General features: G+C 59.4%; 10 protein-coding genes and 1 tRNA gene. 5 read left to right on the top strand and 6 right to left on the bottom strand.

Features of this window, described 5'->3' with window-relative positions; all coding sequences use genetic code 11:
- Nucleotides 1-3: 3 nt before the first annotated feature.
- The 6 genes from LCQ44_RS08215 to LCQ44_RS08195 all read right to left on the bottom strand — a co-directional run bounded on the left by LCQ44_RS08215 (nucleotide 4) and on the right by LCQ44_RS08195 (nucleotide 3,787).
- Nucleotides 4-834 (bottom strand): sugar transferase, encoded by an 831-nt coding sequence (locus LCQ44_RS08215; protein ID WP_225093564.1) that lies wholly within the window; start codon nucleotides 832-834, stop codon nucleotides 4-6.
- 54 nt (nucleotides 835-888) lie between these two features.
- Nucleotides 889-1,047 (bottom strand): hypothetical protein, encoded by a 159-nt coding sequence (locus tag LCQ44_RS10060; RefSeq protein ID WP_338149110.1) that lies wholly within the window; start codon nucleotides 1,045-1,047, stop codon nucleotides 889-891.
- Nucleotides 1,016-1,441: a transcription termination/antitermination NusG family protein gene (locus tag LCQ44_RS08210; protein ID WP_225093563.1), complete on the bottom strand. Its 426-nt coding sequence runs from the start codon at nucleotides 1,439-1,441 to the stop codon at nucleotides 1,016-1,018. Before LCQ44_RS08210 ends, LCQ44_RS10060 begins: the two co-directional genes overlap by 32 nt.
- Before the next feature lie 779 nt (nucleotides 1,442-2,220).
- Nucleotides 2,221-2,296: transfer RNA gene (locus tag LCQ44_RS08205), tRNA-Ala, on the bottom strand.
- A 126-nt stretch (nucleotides 2,297-2,422) separates the two neighbouring features.
- The gene (locus LCQ44_RS08200) at nucleotides 2,423-3,088 is read right to left on the bottom strand and encodes a thiamine diphosphokinase (RefSeq protein WP_225093562.1); all 666 of its coding nucleotides are present in this window, start codon (nucleotides 3,086-3,088) and stop codon (nucleotides 2,423-2,425) included.
- Between the two features lie 9 nt (nucleotides 3,089-3,097).
- Nucleotides 3,098-3,787, bottom strand: coding sequence for an HAD family hydrolase (locus tag LCQ44_RS08195; RefSeq protein ID WP_225093561.1), 690 nt, complete (start codon nucleotides 3,785-3,787; stop codon nucleotides 3,098-3,100).
- A gap of 331 nt (nucleotides 3,788-4,118) precedes the next feature.
- Here LCQ44_RS08195 and glgB point away from each other — a divergent pair, with 331 nt between their 5' ends.
- The 5 genes from glgB (at nucleotide 4,119) to glgA (ending at nucleotide 13,630) form a co-directional block, all read left to right on the top strand.
- Nucleotides 4,119-6,383, top strand: coding sequence for a 1,4-alpha-glucan branching protein GlgB (gene glgB, locus LCQ44_RS08190; protein WP_192923943.1), 2,265 nt, complete (start codon nucleotides 4,119-4,121; stop codon nucleotides 6,381-6,383).
- A gap of 94 nt (nucleotides 6,384-6,477) precedes the next feature.
- On the top strand, nucleotides 6,478-8,904 hold the full coding sequence (locus LCQ44_RS08185) for a glycogen/starch/alpha-glucan phosphorylase (RefSeq protein WP_225093560.1): 2,427 nt from the start codon (nucleotides 6,478-6,480) through the stop codon (nucleotides 8,902-8,904).
- Nucleotides 8,905-9,012: 108 nt separating this feature from the next.
- Nucleotides 9,013-10,161 carry a glucose-1-phosphate adenylyltransferase gene (locus LCQ44_RS08180; RefSeq protein ID WP_006233920.1) on the top strand — a complete coding sequence of 383 codons (1,149 nt, stop codon included), beginning with the start codon at nucleotides 9,013-9,015 and terminating at the stop codon, nucleotides 10,159-10,161.
- A gap of 4 nt (nucleotides 10,162-10,165) precedes the next feature.
- On the top strand, nucleotides 10,166-11,293 hold the full coding sequence (gene glgD, locus LCQ44_RS08175; protein ID WP_117736345.1) for a glucose-1-phosphate adenylyltransferase subunit GlgD: 1,128 nt from the start codon (nucleotides 10,166-10,168) through the stop codon (nucleotides 11,291-11,293).
- Between the two features lie 90 nt (nucleotides 11,294-11,383).
- A complete protein-coding gene (glgA, locus tag LCQ44_RS08170; RefSeq protein WP_225093559.1) occupies nucleotides 11,384-13,630 on the top strand; it encodes a glycogen synthase GlgA in 2,247 nt (748 codons plus the stop codon).
- The last annotated feature ends 78 nt before the right edge of the window (nucleotides 13,631-13,708 follow it).

The following is a 13,708-nucleotide window of genomic DNA, read 5'->3' as shown; positions in this document are numbered from 1 at the left end:
ACGTTACTTCCCCCTCCTCATCGCCTTGAACGTTTTTACGAACACGCGGGTATCCAACCCGAGCGACTGATGGCGCACATAAAAGAGCTCACGAGCTTGCCTCTGACCACTTCTCCACGTGGATTCATTGCGGTCAGTCGCAGCCCACCAACCGGTGATGCCAGGCTTACATGCGAGCACCTCATCGCGTGCATCGCCGTATTCATACGTTTCCTCAAGTGTTACGGGACGAGGGCCAATGACGGATAAATCACCCGAGAGAACGTTAATGAATTGAGGAAGTTCGTCCAACGAAGTGCGGCGAAGAAAGCGGCCTACACGCGTGATTCGGGGATCATCGTCAACCTTCTGTTCGCGCTGCCATTGCGCCAACTGCTCGGGAGTCATGTACTTCTCAGGATGCTCGTGAGCATCAGAGACCATGGTTCGGAGTTTGAAGATATAGATAGGCTTGCCGCCCTTACCGACTCGCTTTTGGCGAAAAAACGGCTTGCCGGGAGAGTCAATCTCTATGGCGATGCATGCAGCTACGACGGGGATAGCCAATACCACACAGACGCCAGCAGAGAACACGATGTCAAAGGCTCGCTTGAAGGCAAAGTAGCCTGGCCCACCTTTCTTGGGAGCAGCAGCATTGGGATCGGCAGCGGGTGCCTTATAGCTTCCTGTCGCTACGAAACCTTGCGCCGGAGCAGGGTTCTCGACGGGAGGCGGAAATTCCGTCGCCACAGGAGCATGAGAGCCATTCTGCCGATCAATGACTTGACCGATCATTGACGTACCACAAGGAACATCAGTTATATATTCAGTTTTATCCGACACGTTCTCTTCCAACACTTCGTCCCCGGGTCGGGGATCCTCCCTGTTCTGTGTAGCGACCGTCTGCAGCTAGGCGATCGCCTTTTTAAAGTTGCGCATGACGCGCTGCTCGTTTGAAAGAACGGCAAGGCCAACGCGGGTGGTTACGCGCCGGCCGCACAGGTCGAGCTCCAAATAAGCAGTGCACTTGCGTCTATTAATGGTTTTGATGAGGCCTTCGTGGCCCAGCAGTGGACCAGCCGTTACTACGACCTGGTCGCCGTTTTTTTAGGGCCTCACTCATGGGCACTACGCGGTCTCCCCTATGCGTAAAGCTGCTTATGAGTTGGGCCTCTTCTTTTGCCAGCGGCACAAACTGACCGTCCTGGGCAAGCACCCGGGCAAAGTCGTCCATGCGCAGCAGATACTGTTGCACGGTGCGAGGGTCTGACGTATCGCAGATGAGATAACCGGGGAACAGAGGCTTGGTCGTGTTGACCCATTCGCCGTGTACCTTGATCTCGGTTTGATATTGGGGATAAAAGAGCTCTTGCATGGCACCAACCGGCACCATGCGCTCAATGCGCTCGCGCATTACGTCTTCGCGACCGTTAATGACTTGGATCACATACCACACGAGCACCACCCCCTTGCTGTCTTACGTGTGGCTCACGGGGTTTGGGTATGGCTTCGCCAGGGCGCTTGTGCGCAAAGGCGCTCCATATTCAAACCCTGAGCCCAGTCAGACAAGCACGTGGCTCTGCCCCACCGTGAACGGTATGTACAAATGCAGTTGCTAGAGGAGCGGACGCATATCGCAAAATGACCGCGCCCCAGTTGGCTGCGTGCGAGCCAGTCAAGCAGGTACGAAACTGGACCGCACGCAAACAGCTGTTGGACTGCTGTGGTTTGCCAAAGCAACTTATTGCACTACCTAAAGCGAACTAATTAATTAGACGCAAAAGCAAGAACAAAACGTGCATGGCAATCAATATTGGAGCTCGTGGTTTTTCTAACACCGCCGTTACGGCCGGATGCTGATCGACCCTGCGTTTTGCGACTTGCTGGAGCCGCGAGCACAGTTGAACTCATGTAACGTTAGGTATCCTAGCACAAGCTGGTAGCGAAACTGATTTGGCTTGTGGTGGACAACATATCGTTCATTTAGCGTGTTCAAGGGGGTTGTTTTGGGATGTTGTTCACATTGGCGCAGGATATTGGGGTGCTAACGGAGGTTATGGATGCTCCTGAAGCCCGAATTGACCAGCGAGGCGTTCTGGTAATTGCGTTTGTCCAACAAACTATGTACAGAGATGGGAAATAAATTGTGCAACTTTTTGTTGGCGTAGGTGGGGTTTGTGGCGCGTGGTTTTTTGGCATGAAAAAAGGCCTTCGGAATTCCGAAGGCCTTTGCATTCACGATGGTGGAGACGAGGGGGATCGAACCCCTGACCTCTTGACTGCCAGTCAAGCGCTCTCCCAGCTGAGCTACGCCCCCGTGACGAGGAGATACTATAGGGGAATGTTTTGCTTGATGCAAGAGGTTTTTGTTGAAACTTTTTCTTACGGGTTTTCCTGGGACGGGGCTGAATTGACTTATTTTGACTTCGGCAAAATAAGTCAATTAACCCACCGTCCCGATAAAACCCTCACGCAACAAATACGCTATCGCAGTTCCGACATGGACGGTTATCTTTGCAGTTGATCTTACTATGTTGCTAATGCCGGTATCGGCTAACAGGCCCAGCGGGGCGTGATCCAGTTCCCACTCTAGGCCGTGCTCGCTTACCTCGGTGTTGGGGGCTATGGCGATGATGGAGAACGTCTTGCCTTCGGCGCTTTCGATGGTCCACGATTCGCCTGCGTGCAAGATGCGGGCCGTGGTCTCGTCTTCGGCAATCCAGATAGGGGCATCCTCGTAGCCTGCGAGCAGCCCCAGTACGGAAAGCGCCATGTCCGGACGGCCGCCCGTAGCGCAAGTCGCAACTACTTCGGCACCCGGCCAGCGACGACGGACGGAATCGAGCGCCAGCGCCAGATCGGTATAGTCCTTGTACGGGTCGTGGCGCTCAACTTCAAAGTCGGTGGCGGCATCGACTAGCGCGCGACCCGCATCGCTCACCGTGTCGGCATCCCCCACATAAACGTCGCAGCCCAGGCCGGCGCCCAGCAGCGCGTCGAGTCCGCGGTCCACGGCGACAACGTGGTCGCACTCCCCCGCCAGCCTACGCAACAGATCTGCGCTCACCACCACGGGTGAGCCGCAGACCACTAATACCTTGCAAGCCACGGCCCTCGCCTATCCCTCAAATGCAAGCACGCGGGGCAGATCCAGCTCTTCGTAACTGTCGATAAAGATATCGCAATTGGCGCGCACGTCATCGCGCTTCATGCGGCCGTGCGGGTCATAAATACCCACACGCTTAAAGCCTGCGGTGCCAGAGCTCTTAAGGCCAAAGACTGCGTCCTCAAACACCCAAGCGCGCTCAAACTTTTGCCCATGGCGCTCATCTAGGCGGCGCAGCGCCAGCTCGTATACGTCGGGGAACTGTTTGGAGCGCCCCGCCTCGCCCGTCGTGGTAACAAACTCCATATAAGCGTCGAGCCCGGCGCCCGCAAGCGCAGACTTAACCAGCTCGGCCGGCGTGGACGTGGCAACGCACATTGCAATGCCCGCCGCCTTCGCCTGCTCCAAAAATGCAAGCAGGCCGTCGCGCGGCGGCACCTTGGAGTATCCATCGATCAGGATGTCGCTCAGCTCGCGATACAGCTCCTCGCCATTCGCGCCAATGCCCCACGTGTCGTGGTAGGCCTGGCACTCGTCTTCCAGTGACAGGTGCTCGAATTGGGCAAAGTCATCCACGGTCACGTCAATCCCGTGGCGGTGCAATAACTCTGGCTGAGCATAAGCCCAAACGGGGGTGCTATTAACCAGCGTGCCGTCGCAATCGAAAATAAAAGCAACCTTGGGAGCGGCGGTATGGGACATAAACGTACCTTTCGATGTCAAATGGTAAACAACCTGCTAAAAACGTTTTACCAAACGTAAACCTAACATTCTAGAAACCCTAATTGGTAAAGCTGTCAAGAGTTTTACCATCGCAATTCTGCCAGTGGTATAAACATGGCGCTTACCGATTAAACGCCACCGCAAATCCACTTTCGTCCATGAAACTAACGTACAGGTGTTATCGTAGTTTTTGTCGAAAGTTCCACCGAGCACGCGAGGTGGAACGAATCACAGAAACTTCGCCGTCCCTTCGATTCGTGCAGCCTTGGACCTTTCGCATCTAGTCACCAAGGCAACACGCTGCCGCGTCATGATGGGATCAAACGTGAGCGATACAAAGCTAAAGCCAACGGCTAAAAAGCCCGCAATCCGCAAACCGGCTCCGCACGCACCGGAGCTCTCCAAGGACGATGTCTACCTGTTTGGCATTGGAATGTGGGAGCGCAGCTGGGAAAAGATGGGCGCGCACCCCGACACGCAGAACCGTACGCGCGGCTGGCGTTTTTGCGTTTGGGCCCCCGACGTAAAGAGCGTCCATGTCATTGGCGAATTTAACGACTGGGATGAGGAAGCCAACCCGCTGGTGCCCGTGCATACGAGCGCTATTTGGGAAGGCTTTATTCCTGGCGCCGAGCAGGGCCAGCTCTATAAGTACCTCATCGAAACCAACGAGGGCGAAAAGCTTTACAAGGCCGATCCGTATGCCTTTAAGGCCGAGTGCCCTCCGGGTACCGCGAGCGTGCTGTGGACCCTCGATGGCTACAAGTGGAACGACGCCGCGTGGCTCAAGCGCCGCGCCGGCCACAACCATATGTCGCAGCCGCTCAATATCTATGAGGTGCATATTGGCTCGTGGAAGCGCCACGGCGACGCGCCGCAGGGCGAGCCCGACGAGTACGGCAACTACCCCGGACCCATGGATCCCTTCCCCGCGCAGCGCGGCGAGTTCTACACCTACGACGACCTGTCGGTGGAGCTCGTGGACTACGTGCGCGACATGGGCTACACGCATATCGAGGTCATGCCGCTTATGGAGCATCCCTTCGATGGCTCCTGGGGCTACCAGACGACCGGCTACTACGCCGCCACGTCGCGCTACGGCAACCCGCAGCAGCTCATGCACTTTATCGATGCGTGCCACGAGGCGAGCATCGGCGTGATCATGGACTGGGTGCCCGGCGGTTTTTGCGCCGACTCCCACGGCCTTGCAACCTTTAACGGCCACATGCTGTTTGAGCACGAGATTCACCCCAACTGGGGCACGCACAAGTTCGATTTCGCCCGCGGCGAGGTCCGCTCCTTCCTAGTCTCCAACGTGCTGTACTGGCTCGAGAACTTCCACGTGGACGGCATTCGCATGGACGGCGTGTCCAGCATGCTGTACCTCAACTTTGGCATCGACGATCCCGGCCAAAAGAAGTTCAACAAGTACGGAACCGAGGAAGACCTGGACGCCAGCGCGTTTATCCGCCAGGTCAACTGCGCCGTTGAGGCGCACTACCCCGACGTGATGATGATGGCCGAGGAGTCCACCGCGTGGCCGCTCGTGACCTACCCGCCGCAGGACGGCGGCCTGGGCTTCCACTACAAGTGGGACATGGGCTGGATGAACGACACCCTGCACTACATGCAGACCGATTTTCCATGGCGCCCCGGCAACCACGGGCTACTCACGTTCTCCATCATGTACGCCTTTACCGAGAACTTTATTTGCCCGCTGAGCCACGACGAGGTCGTGCACGGCAAGTGCTCGCTCATCGGCCGCATGCCGGGTGACTGGTGGCGCCAGTTTGCCGGTCTGCGTACGCTGGCCTTCTACCAGATGACGCACCCCGGTGCCAAGCTCAACTTTATGGGCAACGAGATCGGCCAGTTTATTGAATGGCGCTACTACGAGTCCATCCAGTGGTTCCTGACCGAGGAGTACGAGACCCACCGTCATCATCAGGCTTTTATCAAGGCACTTAACCACTTGTACACCGCCGAGCCCGCCCTGTACGAGCGCGGCTACACCGACGACGGCTTTACCTGGATTGACGCGGATAACTCTAAGCAGTCCATCGTGAGCTTTGTGCGCCAGGGCGAGGACGTCGATGACGACCTGGTGATCCTGATCAACTTTGACCCGGCGAGCTACGAGAGCTTCCGCGTGGGCGTGCCGCGCGAGGGTGACTGGGAGGTCATCTTTGATTCCGATCGTCTCGAGTTTGGCGGCAGCGGCTATGCGGGTGAGGAGCCCTACACCTGCTCGAGCGAGCCCTATCCCTGGAACGGGCAGATGGACTCCATCGAGATTAAGGTGCCCGGCCTGGCTGGCGTGGTGCTTAAGCGCCGCGGTCCCAGCAGCTACAAGCCGCCCGTGGTCGAGGAGCCCAAAAAGGCGACGCGCAAGCGTGCGTCCTCGGTGAAGCCCAAGACCGCGGCTGCCAAGAAGACTCCGGTTAAGGCGAAGGCCGCCGCAAAGCCCGCTGCCAAGGCTTCGGCCAAGTCCACTACGACCAAGAAGGCAGCCACTAAAAAGGCTGCTCCCAAGGCCAAGGCAGCTGCTGTTAAGGCTCCCGCCAAGAAAGCGTAACAAAGGTGTTACCACTGTAATTACCCGCCCCGCGGGGGCGTAGGATACAAGTCATAACCGTTCCGGGAGAAACATCCCCGGGGGAAAGGAACGTATGAATAAGATCTTCGACAACAAGCAGGAGTTTACTGAGCTCTATCGCGATGCCGTCATGAGCATTAGCGGCAAGAGCATCGAGGTCGCTAGCGACCTCGACCGCTTTAACGCCCTGGCCAAGCTCGTGGCCGAGAAGGCACGCACCGTTGCCACCAAGAGTGACGCCCGCGCCACCGCCGAGGGCAAAAAGCGCGTGTACTACTTCTCGATCGAGTTTTTGATCGGCCGCCTGCTCGACAACTACCTGCTCAACTTTGGCGTGCGTGACATGGTCGCCGAGGCACTCGACGACATGGGCTTTGACCTGTCCGTCATCGAGAACCAGGAGCCCGATCCGGCGCTGGGCAACGGTGGCCTGGGCCGTCTGGCCGCATGCTTCCTGGATTCCATGGCAGCCGAGGGCATTGCCGGCTACGGCAACGGCATGCGCTACCGCTACGGCCTGTTTAAGCAGGAGATCGTCAACGGCAGCCAGGTCGAGGCCACCGACGAGTGGCTTACCCACGGCTACCCCTGGGAGGTCCGTCGTCAGGACAAGGCCGTGACCATCAAGTTTGGTGGACGCGTCGAGGGCTTTGAGGAGAATGGCCGCACGTTCTACCGCACGGTGGACACGCAGGACATCCTGGCCGTCCCTTATGACATCCCCGTGGTGGGCTATGCCGGCGAGACTGTCAACAAGCTGCGCGTCTGGGCCGCCGAGCCGGTCGAGGAGCACTTCGATCTGGAGGCCTTCAACCGCGGCGACTACGCCCTGGCCGATGCCGAGCGCGCCGAGGCCGAGGCCATCAGCGCCATCCTCTACCCCAACGACGCCGGCGAGCACGGCCGTCTGCTACGCCTGAAGCAGGAGTACCTGTTTGTTTCGGCCGGCATCTACAGCCTGCTCGACACCTTTGAGAAGGAGCACGGCGAGAACTGGGAGCTGCTGCCGCAGTTTGTTGCCATCCATACCAACGACACCCACCCCGCCATGTGCGGCCCCGAACTCATGCGTATCCTCATCGACGAGAAGAAGCTCGAGTGGGACGACGCCTGGAACATCGTGACGCAGGTCGTGACCTACACCAACCACACCATCCTGCCCGAGGCTCTGGAGAAGTGGCCCATCGGCACGTTCTCCAAGCTCCTCCCCCGCGTGTACCAGATCATCGACGAGATCAGCCGTCGTTGGCACGAGTCGTTCGACACCACGCAGGAGGGCTGGCAGGAGCGTCTGCGTCAGACCGCCATCCTGTGGGACGGCGAGATTCGCATGGCCAACCTGTCCGTGATCTGCAGCCACAGCGTCAACGGCGTGGCCAAGATCCACTCTGACATCATCAAGAACATCGTGCTCAAGGACTTCTATGCCCTGACGCCCGAGAAGTTCAACAACAAGACCAACGGCATCTCGCACCGTCGCTTCTTTGCCGAGGCCAACCCCACCTATGCCAAGCTCGTGACCGAGGCCATTGGCGACGGCTGGCTTAAGGACGCCTTTGAGCTGGAGAAGCTCAAAGAGTTCCAGAACGACACCGAGTTCCTGAAGGCCGTGGGTGCCTCCAAGCGCGCCAACAAGGAGCGTCTGGCCGCCTACGTTAAGGCCGAGACCGGTCTGGTCATTGACCCCAACACCGTCTTCGATGTCCAGGTGAAGCGCTTCCACGCCTACAAGCGCCAGCTCATGAACATCATGAAGGTGATGGACATCTACAACCGCCGCATCGCCGATCCCAACTTCCATGTGACGCCGACGACCTTTATCTTTAGCGGCAAGGCTGCCTCGAGCTACACCTTTGCCAAGGAGACCATCCGTCTCATTAACTCCGTGGCCGACGTCATCAACAACGACGCCCGCGTGAACGAGGTCATGAAGGTCTGCTTTATCCCCAACTTCCGTGTGAGCAACGCCCAGCTCATCTATCCCGCCGCCGAAATCTCGGAGCAGATCTCCACGGCCGGCAAGGAGGCCTCGGGCACGTCCAACATGAAGCTCATGATGAACGGCGCCATTACGCTGGGCACCCTCGACGGCGCCAACATCGAGATCGCAGACCTGGCCGGTCGCGAGAACGAGGCCATCTTTGGCCTGACCGCCCCCGAGGTCGAGCAGCTCTGGGCATCCAACAGCTACTTTGCGTGGGATACCCTCAACGGCGACCGTGAGCGCCTGGGCCGCGTGATGGACGAGCTCAAGGACAACACCTTTGCGGGTCTTTCGGGCAACTTCGAGAGCATCTACAACGAGCTCATGAACAACAACGACCCCGACCTGGTCATGGCCGATTTCCGCAGCTACGTCGACGCCTGGGAAAAGCTCACGAACAGCTACGGCGACCAGGAGACCTGGAACCGCAAGGCCCTGCTCAACACCGCCTCCTCGGGCTGGTTCTCGAGCGACCGCACCATTCGCGAGTACCGCGACGAGATCTGGCACGCGTAAAGGCGCGCGAACTCCCCTATGCCAGCACGGCATTACTCGACGGGCGTGACGTTGCGCCGCGCCCGTTGCTAATGGGTTTAGGAACATCGATGACAGAAGGAGAAATCGATGAGTAAGAAAGAATGCATCGCGATGCTCCTCGCAGGAGGACAGGGCAGCCGATTGGGGGCACTTACCCAAAAGATCGCCAAGCCGGCGGTTAGCTTTGGTGGCAAGTTCCGCATTATCGACTTCTCGCTCTCCAACTGCTCCAACTCGGGCATCGACACGGTGGGCGTTCTGACGCAGTATCGCCCCTACCTGCTGCATGCCTACGTGGGCTCCGGCGAGGCATGGGATCTGGACAGCCGCGACGGCGGCGTGTCGATCCTGCCGCCGTATGAGACGCAGACCGGCGGCGCCTGGTATGCGGGCACGGCAGACGCCATTACGCAGAACCTCGACTACATCAAGGCCAACGACCCCAAGTACGTCCTGATTCTTTCGGGCGATCACCTGTATCGCATGGACTACCGCAAGATGCTCAAGACGCACATTGAGAACAACGCCGACCTCACGGTAAGCGTTATGCCCGTGCCGTGGGAGGAGGCCAGCCGCTTTGGCATCCTGACCACCGACCCCGAGGACGGCCGCATCACCAAGTTCACCGAGAAGCCCGATAAGCCCGATTCGAATCTCGCGTCCATGGGCATCTACATCTTCTCGGCCGACGTGCTGATCGAGGCGCTCGAGGAGGACGCTCTGGACCAGCGCTCGAGCCACGACTTTGGCAAGGACATCATCCCCAAGCTGCTCGGCGAAGGCAAGCGCCTGTACAGCTACGAGTTCCACGGCTTTTGGAAGGACGTTGGCACCATCGCCAGCTTCCACGAGACCTCGATGGATCTGCTGGGCAACAACCCCGAGTTCGATCTGTTCGACAAGCACTTCCCCATCATGTCCAACATCACCACGCGTCCGCCGCACTACATTGGTCCGGACGGCCGCTTGGACGACTGCCTGGTCTCCAACGGCTGCAAGATCTACGGTACCGCTCGCCACTCAATTCTTTCGACCGATGTCATCATCGAGGAGCGCGCCGTTGTCGAGGACTCCGTGCTGCTGCCGGGTGCGCACGTTAAGAGCGGCGCGCACATCTGCCGCGCAATTTTGGGCGAGAACTCCACGGTCGAAGAGGGCGTGAAGCTCGGCTCTGTCGATACCACCAAGGATACGGCCGTCGTTGGAAATGACGTCGTTATCGGGAAGGGGGAATGATCCGATGATCAATCGCAAGGCCATCGGTTATATCACCGCTAACTACTCTTCGACCTACGGCAGCGTGCTGCTCAAGGACCGCCCCATCGCGTCCGTTCCGTTTTTGGGCCGCTACCGCCTGATCGACTTCCCGCTGTCCAACATGATGAATGCCGGCATTAAGACCGTCGGCGTCGTCATGCCGGGCAACTACCGCTCGCTGATCGACCACGTGGGCTCGGGCAAGGACTGGGGCCTGGACCGCAAGAAGGGCGGTCTGTTCATGGTGCCCGGCAACGCGTATGGCACCACCAAGGGCGGCATGCGCTTCCTGCTGCGCGACATCATCTCTAACAAGACGCTGTTCCAGCGCTCGGACAAGCCCTATGTTGTGATGATGGGCACCAACATCATCTTTAATATGGACCTCAACACCATCATCGACGCGCACGAGAACTCCGGTGCCCAGATGACCGTGGTGTACTGCAAGGCCACGCGCAACGTCGACGACGAGACCAAGCTCGAAATTAACGAGAACGGCCGCCTGACGGGCGTGAGCGCCGGCGTCGTGTACGGCGACAACGCCTCTATGGACTGCTGCATCGTCAACCGCGAGACGCTGCTCGAGATCATCGACCATTACCAGGCCGCCGACTATCTGGACCTGCTCGAGGCACTCCAGGGCGACTTTGGCAACATCGACGTGTGCAGCTACGAGTACAAGGGCGAGGTCGTGGGCGTGTTTAGCGAGAAGTCGCTGTATCGCCGCAGCATGGACCTGCTCGACCAGACCGTGGCCGATCAGCTCTTCGATCCCGAGCGTCCGATCCTGACCAAGGCTCACGACGTGCCGCCTTCGCGCTATGCGACCGGCAGCCACGCGTGCAACTCGATCATCTCGGCCGGCTGCATCATCAAGGGCACCGTGCGTAACTCGATCCTGTCGCGCGGCGTCGTGGTCGAGGAAGGCGCTTCGGTGACCAACTCGATCATCAACCAGAGCTGCATCATCAAGAGCGGCGCCCGCGTCGAGAATGCCATCCTGGACAAGAACAACGTGGTTCCCACCAACACCGAGCTTCGCGGCACGCCCGAGAACATCCTGGTGCTGGGCAAGGCTCCGTTAACTTCCGACACCACCATCGTACGTTAACATTGGCACCGCAACATCGCTCGTAACATGTAGAATAGCCGCCCGGTTAGCGCCAGGCGGCTATTCTCGAATTGCAACATGGGAGACAATATGGCAGATTCCAGCAAAAAGATGCAGATCGTGTTTGCTTCGGCCGAGTGCGCACCGTTTGTTAAGACCGGTGGCCTGGGTGACGTGGCGGGCTCGCTGCCTGCAGCACTCGTGCGCGCCGGCGCCGAGGTTATCGTAATGGTGCCCAAGTACGCCACCATCAAGGACGAGTACAAGGCGCAGATGGAGCATTTTGCCGACTTTTACGTGAGCCTGGGCTGGCGCAACGAGTACTGCGGGTTGGAGAAGCTCGAGCGCGACGGCGTCACCTATATGTTCGTGGACAACGAGCGCTACTTTGCGCGCGACTATCCGTACGGCTTCTTTGATGACGGCGAGCGCTTTGCGTTTTTCTCCAAGGCCATCACCGAGAGCCTGCAGCACCTGCCCGAGGGCTTTGAGTGCGACATTTTGCACTGCAACGACTGGCAGACGGCACTGGCGCCCGTGTTCCTGCGCGAGTTCTACCAGGGCCTGCCGCTGTACGACCGCGTCAAGACCGTGTTCTCGATCCACAACGTGGCGTTCCAGGGCCAGTTTAGCGACACCGTGATGGAGGACATCCTGGGTGTGGCACATATTCCCGCAGCAGCTACGCAGCTGCGCTGCGACGCCTGCAGCATCAACTACATGCTGGGCGCACTGCACTATGCCGATGCCATCACCACGGTGAGCCCCACCTATGCGGGCGAGATCCAGACGCCCGAGTTTGGCGAGGGCCTGGACGGCGTGCTGCGCGAGCGCTCCTACGCGCTGCAGGGCATCCTCAACGGCATTGACGTGGCGGCCTTTGACCCGGCAACCGACAAGCGCATTGCCGCCAACTACACGGTTGACGACCGTTCCGGCAAGGCCGTGTGCAAGGCCAAGCTGCAGGAAGAGCTGGGGCTCGAGGTTCGCGACGACCGTCCGCTTATGGTGATGGTCACGCGCCTGACGCGCCAGAAGGGCTTAGACCTGGTCATGTACGCGCTCGACCGCATTTTGGCCGGCGGCGTGCAGGTGGCCGTGCTGGGCACCGGCGACCGCGACTACGAGGACGGCCTGCGCTACTTCCAGGACAAGTACCCCGGCACCATGGCCGCACGCATCGAATTTGACCCGGCGCTGTCGCAGCGCATGTACGCCGCCGCCGATATGTTCCTGATGCCTTCGAAGTTTGAGCCTTGCGGTCTGTCGCAGATCATCGCCATGCGCTACGGCACCCTGCCCATCGTGCGCGAGACCGGTGGCCTGAAGGACACCGTGCAGCCGTACAACGAGTTTACCGGCGAGGGCACGGGCTTCTCGTTTAGCAACTTTAACGGCGACGAGATGGGTGACGCGGTGTTCCGCGCGGCGCGCCTGTTCTGGGATAACCGTGACGCTTGGAACCAGCTGGTCACGCAGGCCATGAGCCAGGACTTTAGCTGGACGCGCTCGGCCGACAAGTATCTGGACCTGTACTTCTTTATGCAACCGGAGATTGAGAGGCCGGCGGCAGTTGTCGACGAGTCTGAGGCTGTTGCTGAGCCGGTGGCCGCGGAGGAGCCCAAGGCCGAGGAGAAGCCGGTTGAGGCTGAGCCCGCAAAGGCCGAGCCTGAGGTGAAGGCTGAGATTGCTCCTGAGGCAGAGGCCGAGGTCAAGCCCGCTGCAAAACCCGCAGCTAAGAAGACCACGACCCGCAAGACGACCGCTAAGAAGGTTACGACGACAAAGGCGGCGGCAACCAAAACCACCGCTACCAAGACAACGACCACGCGCAAGCGCACCACCGCAGCCGCCAAGAAGGCCGCCGAGGCCGAGGCTGCTCCCGAGGTAAAGGCTGAGGTCGCTGAGGCCAAGCCGGCCGCCAAGGTACCGGCAAAGACCGCTGCTAAGAAGGCGACCATGACCGCCAAGAAGTCAACGGCGGCCAAGAAGACCACGGATACGAAGTCGACGACCACGAAGGCAGCCACGACCAAGGCAGCCGCAAAGCCGGCCGCCAAAGTCGAGGAGACGCCCGCCGAGTCCAAGGCCGAGACAACCGTCGAGGCCAAGCCGGCCACCAAGACCACCACGCGCAAGCGCTCTACGACGACGGCCAAAAAGACCACGACCAAGGCTGCTGCTCCCAAGGCGGAGGCCAAGACCGAGGTAAAGGCCAAGCCCGAGCCCGAGCCTGCCAAGGAGACTCCGGTCTCCCCCGCCGCTCCGGCAGAGAAAAAGGCTCCGACCAAGAAGACCTCCGTCCGCAAGGCAACGGCTACTCGCAAGCGCCGCTAGCCCACAGACGATCAAAAACCTCATCAAACCCTAAGCAAGGGGCGCTCCAACCGGGCGCCCCTTCTCTGTAGGTAGTTG

The organism is Collinsella aerofaciens, from assembly GCF_020181355.1.
In the GTDB taxonomy this organism is placed as follows: domain Bacteria; phylum Actinomycetota; class Coriobacteriia; order Coriobacteriales; family Coriobacteriaceae; genus Collinsella.
This window is presented reverse-complemented; position numbering and strand designations above follow the sequence as displayed.

Excerpts from the sequence above, each read along its gene's own strand:
- LCQ44_RS08185 (WP_225093560.1), top strand. The coding sequence starts at position 6,478 with ATGAATAAGATCTTCGACAACAAGCAGGAGTTTACTGAGCTCTATCGC.
- glgA (WP_225093559.1), top strand. The coding sequence starts at position 11,384 with ATGGCAGATTCCAGCAAAAAGATGCAGATCGTGTTTGCTTCGGCCGAG.
- LCQ44_RS08180 (WP_006233920.1), top strand. The coding sequence starts at position 9,013 with ATGAGTAAGAAAGAATGCATCGCGATGCTCCTCGCAGGAGGACAGGGC.
- glgD (WP_117736345.1), top strand. The coding sequence starts at position 10,166 with ATGATCAATCGCAAGGCCATCGGTTATATCACCGCTAACTACTCTTCG.
- glgB (WP_192923943.1), top strand. The coding sequence starts at position 4,119 with ATGATGGGATCAAACGTGAGCGATACAAAGCTAAAGCCAACGGCTAAA.
- LCQ44_RS08195 (WP_225093561.1), bottom strand. The coding sequence starts at position 3,787 with ATGTCCCATACCGCCGCTCCCAAGGTTGCTTTTATTTTCGATTGCGAC.